The organism is Streptomyces sp. S07_1.15, from assembly GCF_020739505.1.
GTDB classification, from domain to species: Bacteria; Actinomycetota; Actinomycetes; order Streptomycetales; family Streptomycetaceae; genus Streptomyces; species Streptomyces xinghaiensis.
The window spans coordinates 1,528,717-1,546,024 of sequence record NZ_JAJBZK010000001.1 but is presented as its reverse complement, the minus strand read 5'-3'; the positions used below and the strand labels follow the sequence as shown (position 1 = coordinate 1,546,024).

The window sequence follows — 17,308 nt, the reverse complement described above, 5'->3', positions numbered from 1 at the left end:
CCGGGGACACGGGCTCACACGCAAGTAAGCCTTACCTCAGCGGAGGGACTGTGAGTCGGGGCGGCAGCATGGCGGTAACAGACGCACATTCATGAAGGAGACTGTCGTGTCGGCGAACAGCTTCGACGCCCGCAGCACGCTGCGCGTGGGTGACGAGTCGTACGAGATCTTCCGGCTGGACAAGGTCGAGGGCTCCGCGCGCCTCCCTTACAGCCTGAAGGTGCTGCTGGAGAACCTGCTCCGCACGGAGGACGGCGCGAACATCACGGCCGACCACATCCGCGCGATCGGCGGCTGGGACGCGGCCGCCCAGCCCAGCCAGGAGATCCAGTTCACGCCGGCCCGCGTGATCATGCAGGACTTCACCGGTGTGCCCTGTGTCGTGGACCTGGCCACCATGCGCGAGGCCGTGAAGGAGCTCGGCGGGGACCCCGCCAAGATCAACCCGCTGGCCCCGGCCGAGCTGGTCATCGACCACTCCGTGATCGCCGACAAGTTCGGCACCCCGGAGGCCTTCACGCAGAACGTCGAGCTGGAGTACGGCCGCAACCGCGAGCGCTACCAGTTCCTGCGCTGGGGCCAGACGGCCTTCGACGAGTTCAAGGTCGTACCCCCCGGCACCGGCATCGTCCACCAGGTGAACATCGAGCACCTGGCCCGCACCGTCATGGTCCGGAACGGCCAGGCGTACCCCGACACCCTCGTCGGCACCGACTCGCACACCACCATGGTCAACGGCCTCGGCGTGCTCGGCTGGGGCGTCGGCGGCATCGAGGCCGAGGCCGCGATGCTCGGCCAGCCGGTGTCGATGCTCATCCCGCGGGTCGTCGGCTTCAAGCTGACCGGCGAGATGCCGGCCGGCACCACCGCCACCGACCTGGTGCTCACCATCACCGAGATGCTGCGCAAGCACGGCGTCGTCGGCAAGTTCGTCGAGTTCTACGGCGAGGGCGTCTCCGCGGTGCCGCTGGCCAACCGCGCCACGATCGGCAACATGTCGCCGGAGTTCGGCTCCACCGCGGCGATCTTCCCGATCGACGGCGAGACCATCAACTACCTCAAGCTCACCGGCCGTTCCGAGCAGCAGCTCGCGCTCGTCGAGGCGTACGCCAAGGAGCAGGGCCTCTGGCTCGACCCGGCCGCCGAGCCGGACTTCTCCGAGAAGCTGGAGCTCGACCTCTCCACGGTCGTCCCCTCCATCGCCGGCCCGAAGCGCCCGCAGGACCGCATCATCCTGGCCGACGCCAAGAACCAGTTCGCCCAGGACGTGCGGAACTACGTCGCCGTCAACGGCGACCTGGACGAGGCCGGCAAGGAGTCCTTCCCGGCCTCCGACGCCCCGGCGGTCTCCAGCTCGGTCCCGAGCAAGAAGGTCAAGGTCACCGCCCCCGACGGCACGGAGTACGAGCTCGACCACGGCGCCGTCACCGTCGCCGCGATCACCTCCTGCACCAACACCTCGAACCCGTACGTCATGGTCGGCGCGGCGCTCGTCGCCAAGAAGGCCGTGGAGAAGGGCCTCACCCGCAAGCCGTGGGTCAAGACCACCCTGGCCCCCGGGTCCAAGGTCGTCATGGACTACTACGACCGGGCCGGCCTCACCCCGTACCTCGACAAGATGGGCTTCAACCTCGTCGGCTACGGCTGCACCACCTGCATCGGCAACTCCGGCCCGCTGCCGGAGGAGGTCTCCCGGGCGGTCAACGAGCACGACCTCGCCGTCGTCTCGGTGCTCTCCGGCAACCGCAACTTCGAGGGCCGGATCAACCCCGACGTCAAGATGAACTACCTGGCGTCCCCGCCGCTGGTCGTCGCCTACGCCATCGCCGGCTCCATGAAGACGGACATCACCACCGAGGCGCTCGGCACCGACCGGGACGGCCACCCGGTCTTCCTCAAGGACATCTGGCCCTCCGAGCAGGAGGTCGAGGAGGTCGTCGCCTCCGCGATCGGCCAGGAGATGTTCGGCAGCAGCTACGCCGACGTCTTCGCCGGCGACGCCCAGTGGCAGGCGCTGCCCATCCCGACCGGCGACACCTTCGAGTGGGACAGCGAGTCCACCTACGTCCGCAAGCCCCCGTACTTCGAGGGCATGGGCATGGAGCCGGCCCCGGTCGAGGACATCTCCGGCGCCCGCGTGCTCGCCAAGCTGGGCGACTCGGTCACCACCGACCACATCTCCCCGGCCGGCGCCATCAAGGCCGACACCCCGGCCGGCCAGTACCTCACCGAGCACGGCATCCAGCGCCGCGACTTCAACAGCTACGGCTCCCGCCGCGGCAACCACGAGGTCATGATCCGCGGCACCTTCGCCAACATCCGCCTGCGCAACCAGATCGCACCGGGCACCGAGGGCGGCTACACCCGCGACTTCACGCGGGCCGGCGAAGAAGGCGGAGCGCCGGTCTCCTTCATCTACGACGCCTCGCGCAACTACATCGAGCAGGGCATCCCGCTGGTCGTGCTGGCCGGCAAGGAGTACGGCTCCGGCTCCTCCCGCGACTGGGCGGCGAAGGGCACCGCGCTGCTCGGCGTCAGGGCCGTCATCGCCGAGTCGTACGAGCGCATCCACCGCTCGAACCTCATCGGCATGGGCGTGCTGCCGCTCCAGTTCCCGGAGGGCGCCTCGGCGGAGTCCCTGGGCCTCACCGGCGAGGAGACCTTCTCCGTCTCCGGCGTGACCGAGCTCAACGAGGGCACCATCCCGGGCACCGTGAAGGTCACCACCGACACCGGTGTGGAGTTCGACGCGGTCGTCCGCATCGACACCCCCGGCGAGGCGGACTACTACCGCAACGGCGGCATCCTCCAGTACGTGCTGCGCTCGCTGATCCGCAAGTAGGCACGGCACGACCCCGGCACCGGTCCCCGGACCGGCACTGGGCGACGGCGATACGGCGACGGGCCGCGCTCCCCACCCGGGGCGCGGCCCGTCGGCCGTTCCGGGCGCGTCCCAACTGCCGCCGATCCCGGCGGAGTTCACGGTGGTGCGCACCGTGCGGAGCTGGTTGAATCCCGATCATCAAGATCAACTCGGATCGGCCACCCCCCAGCGCCCCCAGCCACCCCGTGTCCCCGGAAGGCAGCATGACCACCAGCGACCAGCCGCAGGTCCCCGACATCCTCTCCGCGGAGTTCGCCGCCGACCCGTACGCCGCGTACCGGATCATGCGGGAGCACTACCCGCTCATCCACCACGAGGCCACCCGGAGCTACATCGTCTCCCGTTACGACGACGTCCAGCGGGCCTTCAAGGAGCCCGTGTTCACCACGGACAACTACGACTGGCAGCTCGAACCGGTGCACGGCCGCACCATCCTCCAGATGAGCGGGCGCGAACACGCCGTCCACCGCGCCCTGGTGGCCCCGGCGTTCCGCGGCACCACCCTCCAGGAGCGGTTCCTGCCCGTCATCGAGCGCAACGCCCGCGAGCTCATCGACGGCTTCCGCGACCGGGGAAGCACCGACCTCGTGGCCGAGTTCGCCACCCTCTTCCCCGTCTACGTCATCGCCGACATGCTCGGCCTCGACAAGGCCGACCACCCGAAGTTCCACGACTGGTACACCTCCATCATCGCCTTCCTCTCCAACCTCTCCGGCGACGAGGAGGTGACCGCGGCCGGGCTGCGCACCCGCGACGCGTTCGCCGCCTACATGCTCCCGATCATCCGGGAGCGCCGTGACAACCCCGGCGACGACCTGCTCTCCACCCTCTGCGCGGCCGAGATCGACGGCACGAGGATGACCGACGAGGACATCAAGGCGTTCTGCAGCCTGCTGCTCACCGCGGGCGGGGAGACCACCGACAAGGCGATCGCGAGCGTTTTCGCCAATCTGCTGGCCCATCCGGACCAGATGGCCGCCGTCCGCGCCGACCGCTCGCTGATCGGCCGGGCCCTCGCCGAGACGCTGCGGCACACCCCGCCCGTCCATATGATCATGCGGCAGCCGGCCGAGGACGTGGAGTTCAGCGGCGGTACGGTGCCCGCCGGCGCCACCGTCACCTGTCTCATCGGCGCCGCCAACCGCGACCCGGAGCACTACGCCGACCCGGACACCTTCAACCTCTTCCGCGAGGACCTGACGGCGCGGAACGCCTTCACCGCCGCCGCGGACCACCTCGCCTTCGCCCTCGGCCGGCACTTCTGCGTCGGCGCGCTGCTGGCCAGGGCCGAGGTGGAAACCGGCCTGAACCTGCTGCTGGACGCCATGCCGGACGCCCGGCTGCCGGAGGGCTTCACCCCGGCCGAGCAGGGCGTCTTCACCCGCGGCCCGCGCTCGCTGCCCCTGGAGTTCACTCCCGCGGGCTGACCCCGCCCCGGATGCGCCCGCCGTACGGGCCCGCCGTCCGCACCCCGGGCGGGGGCCCGCACCGGCGGGTACCGGCGGGGCCGTCCGTGCCCGCCGTCCCCCGCTGCGCCCAATCGGCTGAAAATCGGACCGGTGGCGCCGTCGTGACCGGACGCGGGGGCCGGTGCCGGGTTTGGATGGTCCCCGGCGGACCACCGCTCCGGCCCCAACTCCCGCCGGGGGCAGGCGGACCGCCCGTCCGCAACGGAAACGGCGGCGGATGTGTGCCGCCCAGGTCTCAACTCGGGAAAGACTCCTGCCGAATGCTGTATTCGATCTTGCTCACCCGGCGCGGAGTGGACTATACCTGTCGGCGTCCCAGGGCCTGTGACACCCGTGGAACCGGGGGACGGGAAACGGCGGGAGACGGCTTCGCCGCGCACCACCGGGGTACTCCGACCGATCCCGGCGCACACCCAGCACGACTCAGCTGCACATGACCGCGGTGGCGGTGCCCTTCGCCGAGGCGCGTAGCACCCGGAGACCGGCACACACCGCCCGAGTCCGGGAGAGGGCGAGGACCCCAGCATGCGATCCACCTCCGACCACAGCCGACGCGACGTCATCAAGAGGGCGGCGGCCCTCGGTCTGGTCGCCGTACCGGCGATGAGCACCCTCGCGGCCTGCGCCTCCAGCGCCACCGGCGGGGACAAGGTCGAGAAGGGCGAGAAGAGCGCCGCCAACCCGCTCGGGGTCAACGGGAGCGCCCCCCTGGACGTCGTCATCTTCGACGGCGGATTCGGCGACCAATACGCCAAGGACGCCCAGGCCGTCTACCGGAAGAAGTTCCCGGACGCCGAGGTGAAGCACGCCGCGACGCAGAAGATCCAGTCGGTGCTCCAGCCCCGCTTCAACGGCGGCACCCCGCCCGACCTCATCGACAACTCCGGCGCCGAGCAGATGGACCTGGGCGTCCTGGTCGGCAAGGACCAGCTGACCGACCTCACCCCGCTGCTGGACGCGCCGTCCTACGACGACCCGGACAAGAAGGTGCGCGACACCCTCCGCCCGGGCGTCGCCGAGATGGGGCAGTTCGACGGCGACCCCGTCCACGTCCTCTACTACGCCTACAACGTGCACGGCGTCTGGTACTCGAAGACGGCCCTCGACAAGCTCGACGCCGAGTACCCGCAGAGCTGGGACGACATGCTCGCCCTCTGCGCGAAGGCGAAGAAGAAGGGCATCGCCGGCTGGACCTACGCCGGCAAGAACCCGTACTACCTCAGCTTCAGCCTCTTCCCCTTCATGGCGAAGATCGGCGGCCGGCAGGTCCTCGACGCCATCGACAACCTGGAGCCCGACGCCTGGCGCGACCCCGCGGTCAGGTCGGCCCTGGAGGCGTACTACGAGCTTCAGCAAAAGGGCTACGTCCTCAACGGCACCCCCGGCCTGAGCCACATCGAGTCGCAGACCGCCTGGACGGAGGGGAAGGCGCTCTTCATCCCCAACGGCTCCTGGGTCGAGAACGAGTCCAAGGCGACCACCCCCGAGGACTTCGAACTCCGCGTCGCCGCACCCTCCGGGCTGGACGGCTCCGACAAGATGCCCGCCGGCACCATCTGGGCGGCCGGCGGCGAGCCGTTCATCGTCCCGGCCAAGGCGAAGAACCCCGACGGCGGCATGGAGCTGCTGCGCACCATGCTCGGGGAGCAGTCGTCGAAGAACTTCACCCGCCAGGTCTCCTCGCTGACCTCCTACGACGGCGGCACCGAGGGGCTGTCCCTGCCGCCGGGGCTCACCTCCGCGGTGGACGCCCTGGACCGGGCCGGGGACAACATCGTCAACCCGCGGATCAAGGACTGGTACGTCGCCCTGTGGAAGGAGAAGGTCGGTGGCGGGCTCGGCGAGATGATGGCCGGCCGGATCACCCCGGCCGAGGCGGTGAAGAAGATCCAGATCTACACCAACGAGGCGGCGAACGACGACTCCGTCAAGCACTACCGGCACCAGTGAGAGCACGTCACCAGCGGCCGGCGCGGGCGGCGCGGCCGGGGAACGGAGTCGGTCACCATGCATCACGGTAAGTACCGCTTCATCGCCGGGTTCCTGGCCGGCCCGCTCGCGCTCTACACCGTCTTCGTGATCTGGCCCTTCCTCCAGGCGGTCTACTACTCCTTCACCGACTGGACGGGCCTGAGCCCCGACTTCGCCTTCACGGGGCTGCGCAACTACGAACGGTTGCTGGACGACCAGGTCTTCTGGAAGTCGTTCCAGCACAGCGTGCTCCTCGTGGTGCTGGTGCCGCTGGTGACGATCGCCCTCGCGCTCTTCTTCGCCTTCATGCTCAACGTCGGCGGGCGGCGCCGTCGGGGCGCCGCCGTCACGGGCGTGCGCGGCTCCGCCTTCTACAAGATCGTCTACTTCTTCCCGCAGGTCCTCTCGATCGCCATCGTCGCCCTGCTCTTCCAGTTCGCGTACAACCCGGGCAACGGCGCGATCAACGCCGGGCTGCGGGCCGTCGGCCTGGACTCCGTCCAGCCGGACTGGCTCGGCGATCCCGACTACGCCCTGTGGTCGGTGATGGCGGTGCTCGTCTGGTGCACGGTCGGCTTCTTCGTGGTGCTCTTCTCGGCCGGCATGTCCTCCATCCCCCTCGACTTCTACGAGGCGGCCCTGCTGGACGGCGCGAGCCGCGTCACCACCTTCTTCCGGATCACGCTGCCGCTGCTGTGGGACACGGTGCAGTCCGGGTGGATCTACATGGGCATCCTGGCGCTCGGCGCGGAGGCCTTCGCGGTCGTCCAGATCATGACCGTGGGCGCCAACGGCGGCGGCCCCGACTACTCCACGACCGTGCTGCCGCTGTACGTGTACGTGAAGGCGTTCCGTGACGGACAGGCGGCCTACGCGACGACGATCGGCGTCGCCCTGCTCGTCGTCACCCTGGCCTTCGCGGCCGTGGTGATGCGGCTGGGCCGGCGCGAGCGGCTGGAGTACTGACACCGATGGAGACCACCGACACCCCGCCCCCGCCGGCCCCCGACGCCGTCCCCCGGCACGGCGTCCCCGAGGAGCCGCCGGTACGGAAGACCGGGCCCGGCGGGCGCCGACGGCCCCGGAGGAGCGGCGAGGGGAGGACGCTCAACGCCTTCTCCCACGGCATGCTCGTGCTGTGGGCCTTCATGGTCGCCATGCCGCTGCTGTGGGCGGTGATGACCTCCTTCAAGACCGACCGGGAGATCTTCACCGCACCGTGGAGCCTGCCCGCCTCGCCGCAGTTCGAGAACTGGGCCCGCGCCTGGAGCCAGGCGCACATGAGCGACTACTTCCTCAACACCGTCCTGGTGGTGGGGGGTTCGCTGACCGGCACCATGCTGCTGGGCTCCATGGCCGCCTATGTGCTGGCCCGTTTCGAGTTCCCCGGCAACCGGTTCCTGTACTTCCTCTTCATCGGCGGGATGAGCTTCCCGGTCATCCTCGCCCTGGTGCCGCTGTTCTACGTGCTCAACAACCTCGCCCTGCTCAACACCCTGCACGGGCTGATCCTGACGTACATCGCCTACTCGCTGCCGTTCACCGTCTTCTTCCTCACGGCCTTCTTCCGGACCCTGCCGACGACGGTGGCGGAGGCCGCGCTCATCGACGGGGCCTCGCACGCCCGGACCTTCTTCCAGGTGATGCTGCCGATGGCCCGGCCCGGGCTCATCAGCGTGGGGATCTTCAACTTCCTCGGCCAGTGGAACCAGTACATGCTGCCGACCGTGCTCAACACCGACCCGGAGCGGAAGGTGCTCTCCCAGGGCCTGGTGCAGCTCGCGGTCAGCCAGGGCTACAAGGGCGACTGGTCCGGGCTCTTCGCCGGGCTGGTGATGGCGATGCTGCCGGTCCTCGCGGCGTACATCGTCTTCCAGCGGCAGGTGGTCGCGGGGCTGACGGCCGGGGCGCTGAAGTAGGGCCGTACCCCGGAGCCGTGCCCGTCCGGGCCGCCCGCCCCGCTGTGAGATATCCCGCCACTGGGTGGCTCCGGGCCGGGCCGGCCCGAAAGTCCGGCAAAGGGGGCTTTCTTGGGGTATGCGCAACTTGTGTTCGGATGGTGCATGGCCACTACCGCCGCGACCGCGGGTCCGGGGCCGGGGGGCGCACCGGTGCCCGGGCAGGTCGCACGCGGTACGGGCGGGGGCGCATCGGCTCCCGCCGCGGGTCCAGCTCTTGACGAGATCTGCTCCACGGGCTCAGCTTAGAGTTCACAAGTTGGAGGAACGGCCGGATCACCCTTGCGGGGAGCGGGCCGGGCGGCGGTCGAGCCGCCGTTCCAGGCGGGAGTGGATGATCGTGGAGACTCCGGGATCGCAGTCGTCGCTGCACCGGGCCAACCTGGAGCGGGTCGTGCGCGCGGTGCGCCTGGCCGGCTCCCTCACCCAGGCGGAGATCGCCCGTACCACGGGCCTGTCCGCGGCCACGGTCTCCAATATCGTCCGGGAGCTCAGAGACAGCGGGATCGTGCAGGTCACGCCCACGTCCGCGGGCGGCCGGCGGGCGCGCAGCGTCTCGCTCAGCGGGGACGCGGGGATCGTGGTGGGGGTCGACTTCGGCCACACCCATCTGCGGGTGGCCGTCGGCAACCTCGCCCACCAGGTGCTGGCCGAGGAGGCCGAGCCGCTGGACGTGGACGCCTCCGCGACCCAGGGCTTCGACCGGGCCGAGACCCTGGTGAAGCGGCTCATCGACTCCACCGGCCTCGGCGTGGGCAAGGTCATCGGGGTCGGGCTCGGCGTGCCCGGGCCGATCGACGTCGACAGCGGCGCCCTGGGGTCCACGGCGATCCTGCCGGGCTGGGCCGGCACCAATCCCAAGGAGGAGCTGGCCGCCCGGCTCGGCGTGCCGGTCTCCGTCGACAACGACGCCAACCTCGGCGCCCTCGGCGAGCTGGTCTGGGGCACCGGCCGCGGAGTGAAGGACCTGGCGTACATCAAGGTCGCCGGCGGTGTGGGCGCGGGCCTGGTGATCAACGGTCACATCTACCGCGGCCCGGGCGGTACGGCGGGCGAGATAGGGCACATCACCATCGACGAGTCCGGACCGGTCTGCCGCTGCGGCAACCGGGGCTGCCTGGAGACCTTCACCGCGGCCCGGCACGTCCTGGATCTCCTGCGCACCAGCCACGGCCCGGATCTGACGATCGAGCGGATGGTGCAGCTCGCCCGCGAGGGCGATCCGGGCTGCCGCCGGGTGATCGCCGACGTCGGCCGGTACATCGGCACCGGGGTGGCCAACCTGTGCAATCTCCTCAACCCCAGCCGGGTCGTGCTGGGCGGGGACCTGGCGGAGGCCGGGGAGCTGGTGCTGCTGCCGATCCGGGAGTCCGTGGCGCGTTACGCGATCCCCAGCGCGGCCCGGCGGCTGTCCGTCCTTCCGGGCGCGCTCGGGGGGCGGGCCGAGGTGCTGGGGGCCCTCGCGCTCGTACTCAATGAAATGGGCGATTCGACACTTCTGGACGGATCGGTCGCCACGGCGACCCCCGCCTTCACTAGATAACGGTTGGCGCCGTTGTCATCTCGTTAAGTCTTTACTTCTTGACGGTTACGACCCGGCCGAGTTGACTTCCCCACACCTCGGCCGCAGGGACAGCGGCCTCGTCAGGGAGGTTTCCGTACATGAACAGCACGATGCGCCGTGTCGTCATCGGCACCGCAGCGATCTCGATGGCCCTGTCCGTAGCGGCTTGCGGAGAGGCCGGCAGTGACGCGGCAGACAGCGACAAGAAGTCCATCGGCATTCTTCTGCCGGAGAACAAGACGACCCGGTACGAGACCTTCGACCGGCCGCTGATGGAAAAGAAGATCAAGGCGCTCTGCTCCGACTGCGAGATCTCCTACAACAACGCCAACCAGGAGACCGAGCTGCAGAAGAAGCAGTTCGACGCGCTGATCACCAAGGGTGTCAAGGTGATCATCCTGGACGCGGTGGACGCCACCGCGACCAAGTCCTGGGTGGACGCGGCCGCCAAGAAGGGCGTCAAGGTCGTCGCCTACGACCGCCTCGCCGAGGGCGATGTCTCCGCCTACATCAGCTACGACAACGAGAGGATCGGCGAGCTGCAGGGCGAGGCCGTGCTCCAGGCCCTCGGCGACAAGGCCAAGGACAGCGAGCTCGTGATGATCAACGGCTCGCCGACCGACCCCAACGCCGCGCTGTTCAAGAAGGGCGCGCACACGGCCCTCGACGGCAAGGTCAAGAAGATCGTCTACGAGCAGGACATCCCGGACTGGTCGCCGGACGAGGCCAACAAGAAGATGGCCGCCGCGATCACCACGCTCGGCAAGGACGGCTTCGACGCCGTCTACTCCGCCAACGACGGCATGGCCGGCGGCATCATCACCGCCCTGAAGTCGCGCGGCATCAAGGACGTCCCGGTGGGCGGCCAGGACTCCGAGCTCGCGGGCCTGCAGCGCATCGTGGCCGGCAGCCAGACCTTCACGATCTACAAGGGCATCAAGCCCGAGGCCGAGCGGACCGCCGAGATAGCCGTCGCCCTGCTGAACGGCGAGAGCATCGACGAGTTCACCGAGCACAAGGTCGACAGCAAGAGCAAGAAGGGCATCCCGAGCCAGCTCTTCGACGCCAAGGTCGTGACCAAGGACAACATCAAGGACACCCTGATCGCGGACAAGGTCTACACCGTGGACCAGATCTGCACCACGGAGTTCGAAGCGGCCTGCAAGGACGCCGGACTCCTCTGACCGGGCAGGCGCCCTCCGCGCCACCGGCCCGCCGGACTTGCCCGGCACCCGCCCCCCACTTCACCCCGCTGCCGGGGGCGGGTGCCGGGCAACGGCGGCACCATCCGTCGCTGCTCGCACCACCTTCGCGCCCACAAGGCGCGGCACCCCCCTCCGCCTGTGAAGGCGGCTAAGGAGATGATTCACGTGTCCGCTACGCCCGTGCTGGCGTTGCGCGGGGTCTCCAAGCGGTTCGGCGCCGTACAGGCGCTCACCGACGTCGAACTGGAGATCCATCCGGGCGAGGTCGTCGCCCTGGTCGGCGACAACGGCGCCGGCAAGTCCACCCTGGTCAAGACCATCGCCGGGGTGCACCCCATCGATGAGGGCGTCATCGAGTGGAAGGGCCGCAAGGTCCGGATCGACAAGCCCCACGACTCCCAGGACCTGGGAATCGCCACCGTCTACCAGGACCTGGCGCTCTGCGACAACCTCGACGTCGTCGCCAACCTCTTCCTCGGCAGCGAGCTCCGCCGCGCCGGGGTCATCAACGAGGTCGCGATGGAGAAGCGGGCCCAGCAGCTGCTGGACACCCTCTCCATCCGCATCCCCAGCGTCCGCATCCCCGTCGCCTCCCTCTCCGGCGGCCAGCGCCAGGTGGTGGCCATCGCCCGCGCCCTGGTCGGCGACCCCGAGGTCGTCATCCTGGACGAGCCGACCGCGGCCCTCGGCGTCGAGCAGACCGCGCAGGTGCTCGACCTGGTGGAACGGCTGCGGGAACGCGGCCTCGGCGTCATCCTCATCAGCCACAACATGGCCGATGTGAAGGCCGTCGCCGACCAGGTGGCGGTGCTGCGCCTCGGCCGCAACAACGGGGTCTTCCCGGTCCGGACGACCTCACACGAACAGATCATCGCCGCCATCACGGGCGCCACGGACAACGCCGTGACCCGTCGCCAGGCGCGCACCACGGAGGCAGGACGATGAGCCACACCGTGCAGAAAGGTTCCGCCCAGGGAGCGCCCGCCCCGGCCGGCGCCGTCGACCCCCGGCTGCTCGTCCGCGAGCAGGGACTGAAGGGCTACCTCACCGAGTTCAAGCGCAAGATACGCGGCGGCGAGCTCGGCTCCATACCGGTCGTCCTCGGCCTGGTGGCCATCGGCATCATCTTCCAGTCGCTGGACGAGAGCTTCCTCTCCGCGGGCAGCCTCAGCAACATCAGCGTCTACATCGCCGGCCAGGGCATCATGGCCGTCGGCATCGTCTTCGTCCTGCTGCTCGGCGAGATCGACCTCTCCGTCGGCTCCGTCGCCGGCGTGGGCGCCGCCATCTGGGCGGTGCTGAGCGTCACCAACGGCATGGGGGACCTGCAGTCCGTCCTGATCGCCGTCGCCGCGGGCGCCCTCATCGGCGGCCTCCACGGCTTCTTCTTCGCCAAGGTCGGCGTCCCCGCCTTCGTGGTCACCCTGGCCGGCTTCCTCGGCTGGAGCGGTCTGCAGATCTGGCTGATGGGCTCCGAGGGCAGCATCAACACGCCCTCCGGCAGCATCGTCGAGAACCTGACCAACTACTACTTCTCGGACGTCGCGGCCGCCTACGGCCTGGCCGGCGCGGCCGTCGCCCTCTACTTCCTCGCGATGGTGCTCGACAGCCGCCGCCGGCGTGCCGCGGGGCTGCTGCACCGTCCCTTCGGCGAGGTGCTCTTCCGGGCCGGCCTGCTCGCGGCCGTCGCGTTCGCCGCCGCGTACCAGCTCAACCAGTCCCGCGGCCTGCCGCTGGCGCTGGTGCTCTTCCTCGCCGTGCTGGTGCTCGCCGACTTCATCGTCCGGCGGACGACCTACGGCCGGCAGATCTTCGCGGTCGGCGGCAACGCCGAGGCGGCGCGCCGCGCGGGTATCAACGTGGAGAAGATCCGGATCACGGTCTTCATGATCGCCGGTCTGCTGGCGGCCTTCGGCGGCCTCTTCATCGCCAGCCAGTCGGGCGGCGCGACCAAGAGCCTCGGCGCCGGCAACGTGCTGATGAGCGTGATCGCGGCCGCGGTCATCGGCGGCACCAGCCTCTTCGGCGGACGCGGCAAGATCTGGTCCGCGCTGCTGGGCATGCTGGTCATCCAGTCCATCCAGCAGGGCCTCAACCTGCTCGGCATGGCGAGTGAGATCCAGTACATGATCACCGGCGCGGTGCTCCTCGCCGCCGTCGTGATCGACTCGGTCTCGCGCCGCACCCAGAAGTCGGCGGGCCGCACCTGACCGGCTGCCCGTGCGGACGTGCCCGGTACCGGCCTCGCGGCCGGTGCCGGGCATTCGCGCGTCCGGGCGCCGGGGCGCAGGAGGGCCGGCGGACGGCCCCCGGGGCCCGCGGGGACGGGCCTCCCGCCGCGCGGCCGGGTCCGCGCGGACCGCTCCGGCGGTCCGTGCGGGCCGTCCTCGGCCGCGGCCGGGTCCGCGCCGTCCGAAAGGGAACATTAGACTCAGCGGACCGGCAATGTGCTCGAAAGCAAGACGGCCAAGAGGAGACACAGTGGCAATGGTGCCGCGCGAAGAGCGGGAGCTGCTGTCCCGCATCACCGGACCGCGCGATCTGGACCGGCTGGACCAGGAACAGCTCGCCCGGCTGGCCGGCGAGATCCGGACCTTCCTCGTCGAGGCCGTTTCCAGGACGGGCGGTCACCTCGGACCGAACCTGGGCGTCGTCGAGCTGACGATCGCCCTGCACCGCGCCTTCGAGTCCCCGCGGGACAAGGTGCTCTTCGACACCGGCCACCAGTCCTATGTGCACAAGCTCCTGACGGGGCGTCAGGACTTCTCGAAGCTCCGGGCCAAGGGCGGCCTGTCCGGATACCCCTCCCGGGCCGAGTCCGAGCACGACGTGATCGAGAACAGCCACGCCTCGACGGTGCTGGGCTGGGCCGACGGCCTGGCCAAGGCCAACCAGGTGCTGGGCCGCGAGGACCACGTGGTCGCCGTCATCGGCGACGGCGCCCTGACCGGCGGCATGGCCTGGGAGGCCCTGAACAACATCGCCGCCGCCAAGGACCGCCCCCTGGTCATCGTCGTCAACGACAACGAGCGCTCCTACGCCCCCACCATCGGCGGCCTCGCCGACCACCTCGCCACCCTCCGCGTCACCGACGGCTACGAGCGCTTCCTCGCCCGCGGCAAGGACCTCCTGGAGCGCACCCCGGTCGTCGGCCGCCCGCTGTACGAGACGCTGCACGGCGCCAAGAAGGGCCTCAAGGACTTCATCGCCCCGCAGGGCATGTTCGAGGACCTCGGCCTCAAGTACGTCGGCCCCATCGACGGCCACGACATCGAGGCCCTGGAGTCGGCCCTGGTGCGCGCCAAGCGGTTCGGCGGCCCCGTCATCGTCCACTGCCTCACCGAGAAGGGCCGCGGCTACTCGCCCGCCCTGGAGGACGAGGCCGACCGCTTCCACGCCGTCCCCGTCATCCACCCCGACACGGGCCTGCCGGTCTCCGCCGCCGGCGCCGACTGGACCTCCGTCTTCGGCGAGGAGATGGTGAAGCTCGGCCGGGAGCGGAAGGACATCGTCGCGATCACCGCGGCCATGCTCCAGCCGGTCGGCCTGGAGAAGTTCGCCAAGACCTTCCCCGACCGGGTCTACGACGTGGGCATCGCCGAGCAGCACGGCGCCGTCTCGGCGGCCGGCCTGGCCACCGGCGGCCTGCACCCCGTCTTCGCCGTCTACGCCACCTTCCTCAACCGCGCCTTCGACCAGGTGCTGATGGACGTGGCGCTGCACAAGTGCGGGGTCACCTTCGTCCTCGACCGGGCCGGCGTCACCGGCACCGACGGCGCCTCGCACAACGGCATGTGGGACCTGTCCATCCTCCAGGTCGTGCCCGGCCTGCGGATCGCCGCCCCGCGCGACGCCGACCAGCTCCGCGCCCAGCTCCGCGAGGCCGTCGCCGTCGACGACGCCCCCACCGTCGTGCGCTACTCCAAGGGCGCGGTCGGCCCGGCGGTCGCGGCCGTCCGCCGCATCGGCGGCATGGACGTCCTGCGCGAGCCCGCCGAGGACACGCAGACGCGGGACGGCTCCCAGGCGGACGTCCTGCTCGTCTCCGTCGGCGCGCTCGCCCCGATGTGCCTGGAGATCGCCGGCCTCCTGGACAAGCAGGGCATCTCCGCCACCGTCGTCGACCCCCGCTGGGTCAAGCCCGTGGACGAGCAGCTGCCCGCGCTCGCCGACCGGCACCGGGTCGTCGTCACGGTCGAGGACAACGGCCGCGCCGGCGGCGTCGGCTCGGCGATCGCCCAGGCGCTCCGCGACGCCGGCGTGGACGTGCCGCTGCGCGACTTCGGCATCCCGCAGCGCTTCCTCGACCACGCCTCCCGCAAGGAGGTCCTGGCCGAGATCGGCCTGACGGCGCCCGACATCGCCCGCCAGGTCACCGGGCTGGTGGCGAAGCTCGACGGCCGCTACGACACCGAGCCCGCCGAGGTGGCCGGCGACTGACCCGCCCCGCCCGCCCCACCCCACCTCCGTACGGCCCCGGGCCGGCGGGCGCGCCGTGACGGTCGCGCCGGCCGGCCCGTCTCCGTGCGCGGGCGGCTCCGTCCCCGTTCCCGCGCCCCGCGCTCGTCCGATGGGGTGAATTCCCTTCCGCCCGGCGGTGTAGTGCCCCGCCCGGACGGGGGCACGTGAAGCATGACGCCGACGAGCGAGCGCGTGGAGGTGGACGGTGAGCCAGGGAAAGACGGGAACCCGCGGGCCGGGCGGCGTCCTCCGGACCAAGACGGTCGAACAGTCCATCAGCGACACGGAGGAACCGGACCACCGGCTCAGCAAGTCGCTCTCCGCCTTCGACCTCATGGTCTTCGGCGTGGGCGTCGTCATCGGCACCGGCATCTTCGTGCTCACCGGCGCCGTGGCCAAGGAGACCGCCGGCCCGGCGGTGGCCGTCTCCTTCGCCGTCTCCGGCCTCGTCTGCGCCCTGGCGGCCATCTGCTACGCGGAATTCGCCTCCACCGTGCCCGTGGCCGGTTCCGCGTACACCTTCGCCTACGCCTCGCTCGGCGAGCTGCCCGCCTGGATCATCGGCTGGGACCTGATGCTCGAACTCGCCCTCGGCTGCGCGGTGGTGGCCGTCGGCTGGTCCGGCTACATCCGCTCCCTGCTGGACAACGCCGGCTGGCAGCTGCCGGAGGCCCTCGCCGGCACCAGTGAGCAGACCGGGTTCGCCTTCGACCTGCTGGCCTTCCTGCTGGTGCTGACGCTGACGGCTGTCCTCGTCGCGGGGATGAAGCTGTCCGCGCGCGTCACCTCCGTGATCGTGGCGGTCAAGGTCGCCGTGGTGCTGATCGTGATCGTCGTCGGGGCCTTCTTCATCCGGGCCGAGAACTACGACCCCTTCGTGCCGCCTGCGCGGGACACCGGCTCCGGCGGCGGCGCCGACATCGGGGCGCCGCTGGTCCAGCTGCTCTTCGGCTACACCCCGTCCACCTTCGGCCTGATGGGGATCTTCACCGGCGCCGCCATCGTCTTCTTCGCGTACATCGGCTTCGACATCGTCGCCACCGCCGCCGAGGAGACCCGCAACCCGCAGCGCGACCTGCCCCGCGGCATCCTCGGCACGCTCGCCGTCACCACCGTGCTCTACATCGCCGTCTCCATCGTCGTGACCGGGATGCAGAAGTACACCGAGCTGTCCGTGGACGCCCCGCTCGCCGACGCCTTCAAGGCGACCGGCCACCCCTTCTGGGCCGGGCTGATCAGCTTCGGCGCGGCCGTCGGCCTCACCACCGTCTGCATGATCATGCTGCTCGGCCAGACCCGGGTCTTCTTCGCGATGAGCCGTGACGGGCTGCTGCCCAAGACCTTCTCCCAGGTCCACCCGCGCTTCCGCACGCCCTACCGCTCCACGGTCCTGCTCGGCGTGACCGCGGCCGTCATCGCCGGGTTCACCAGCATCTCGGAGCTCGCCGAACTGGTGAACATCGGCACCCTCTTCGCCTTCGTCGTCACCGCCCTCGGCGTGATCATCCTCCGCCGCACCCGGCCCGACCTGCCGCGCTCCTTCCGCACCCCGCTGGTGCCGCTGCTGCCGGTCGTCTCCGTGCTGGCCTCGGGCTGGCTGATGCTCAACCTCTCCGGCGAGACCTGGCTGCGGTTCGTCGTCTGGATGGCCGCGGGCGCCCTGCTGTACTTCCTCTACGGCCGCCGCCGCAGCCGCCTCCACGGCGGCGCGGACCGGCCCGCGGCCTAGGCTCCCGACGGGCGGCGGCCCCCTGAACCGGGGCTCGCCGTCCGCGGCCCGGCGCGGCAGCCTACGT

Annotated in this window: 11 protein-coding genes; all 11 read left to right on the top strand. The window is 70.4% G+C overall.

What is annotated here, in order from left to right:
* Positions 1–106: 106 nt before the first annotated feature.
* The 11 genes from acnA to LIX60_RS06450 all read left to right on the top strand — a co-directional run bounded on the left by acnA (position 107) and on the right by LIX60_RS06450 (position 17,241).
* On the top strand, positions 107–2,842 hold the full coding sequence (gene acnA, locus LIX60_RS06500; protein WP_374117813.1) for an aconitate hydratase AcnA: 2,736 nt from the start codon (positions 107–109) through the stop codon (positions 2,840–2,842).
* Between the two features lie 245 nt (positions 2,843–3,087).
* Entirely contained in the window at positions 3,088–4,311 is a 1,224-nt protein-coding gene (locus tag LIX60_RS06495) for a cytochrome P450 (protein WP_227957600.1), read from the top strand.
* A 567-nt stretch (positions 4,312–4,878) separates the two neighbouring features.
* Entirely contained in the window at positions 4,879–6,303 is a 1,425-nt protein-coding gene (ngcE, locus tag LIX60_RS06490) for an N-acetylglucosamine/diacetylchitobiose ABC transporter substrate-binding protein (RefSeq protein ID WP_227957599.1), read from the top strand.
* 57 nt (positions 6,304–6,360) lie between these two features.
* Entirely contained in the window at positions 6,361–7,290 is a 930-nt protein-coding gene (locus LIX60_RS06485) for a carbohydrate ABC transporter permease (RefSeq protein ID WP_227957598.1), read from the top strand.
* A 5-nt stretch (positions 7,291–7,295) separates the two neighbouring features.
* Positions 7,296–8,243 carry a carbohydrate ABC transporter permease gene (locus LIX60_RS06480; protein WP_227957597.1) on the top strand — a complete coding sequence of 316 codons (948 nt, stop codon included), beginning with the start codon at positions 7,296–7,298 and terminating at the stop codon, positions 8,241–8,243.
* Between the two features lie 379 nt (positions 8,244–8,622).
* A complete protein-coding gene (locus LIX60_RS06475) occupies positions 8,623–9,825 on the top strand; it encodes an ROK family transcriptional regulator (protein ID WP_227962652.1) in 1,203 nt (400 codons plus the stop codon).
* A gap of 119 nt (positions 9,826–9,944) precedes the next feature.
* Positions 9,945–11,030 carry a sugar ABC transporter substrate-binding protein gene (locus LIX60_RS06470; RefSeq protein WP_227957596.1) on the top strand — a complete coding sequence of 362 codons (1,086 nt, stop codon included), beginning with the start codon at positions 9,945–9,947 and terminating at the stop codon, positions 11,028–11,030.
* A gap of 177 nt (positions 11,031–11,207) precedes the next feature.
* Positions 11,208–11,996, top strand: coding sequence for an ATP-binding cassette domain-containing protein (locus LIX60_RS06465; protein WP_078649015.1), 789 nt, complete (start codon positions 11,208–11,210; stop codon positions 11,994–11,996).
* Positions 11,993–13,261, top strand: a complete 1,269-nt coding sequence (locus LIX60_RS06460; RefSeq protein WP_227957595.1) for a sugar ABC transporter permease — start codon at positions 11,993–11,995, stop codon at positions 13,259–13,261. The genes LIX60_RS06465 and LIX60_RS06460 overlap by 4 nt, the downstream gene beginning before the upstream one ends.
* A 277-nt stretch (positions 13,262–13,538) precedes the next feature.
* Entirely contained in the window at positions 13,539–15,491 is a 1,953-nt protein-coding gene (dxs, locus tag LIX60_RS06455; protein ID WP_227957594.1) for a 1-deoxy-D-xylulose-5-phosphate synthase, read from the top strand.
* Positions 15,492–15,717: 226 nt separating this feature from the next.
* Positions 15,718–17,241 (top strand): amino acid permease, encoded by a 1,524-nt coding sequence (locus LIX60_RS06450; protein WP_227957593.1) that lies wholly within the window; start codon positions 15,718–15,720, stop codon positions 17,239–17,241.
* Positions 17,242–17,308: the final 67 nt, after the last annotated feature.

Excerpts from the sequence above, each read along its gene's own strand:
- LIX60_RS06460 (WP_227957595.1), top strand. The coding sequence starts at position 11,993 with ATGAGCCACACCGTGCAGAAAGGTTCCGCCCAGGGAGCGCCCGCCCCG.
- LIX60_RS06480 (WP_227957597.1), top strand. The coding sequence starts at position 7,296 with ATGGAGACCACCGACACCCCGCCCCCGCCGGCCCCCGACGCCGTCCCC.
- ngcE (WP_227957599.1), top strand. The coding sequence starts at position 4,879 with ATGCGATCCACCTCCGACCACAGCCGACGCGACGTCATCAAGAGGGCG.
- LIX60_RS06465 (WP_078649015.1), top strand. The coding sequence starts at position 11,208 with ATGATTCACGTGTCCGCTACGCCCGTGCTGGCGTTGCGCGGGGTCTCC.
- LIX60_RS06495 (WP_227957600.1), top strand. The coding sequence starts at position 3,088 with ATGACCACCAGCGACCAGCCGCAGGTCCCCGACATCCTCTCCGCGGAG.
- LIX60_RS06470 (WP_227957596.1), top strand. The coding sequence starts at position 9,945 with ATGAACAGCACGATGCGCCGTGTCGTCATCGGCACCGCAGCGATCTCG.
- dxs (WP_227957594.1), top strand. The coding sequence starts at position 13,539 with ATGGTGCCGCGCGAAGAGCGGGAGCTGCTGTCCCGCATCACCGGACCG.
- LIX60_RS06485 (WP_227957598.1), top strand. The coding sequence starts at position 6,361 with ATGCATCACGGTAAGTACCGCTTCATCGCCGGGTTCCTGGCCGGCCCG.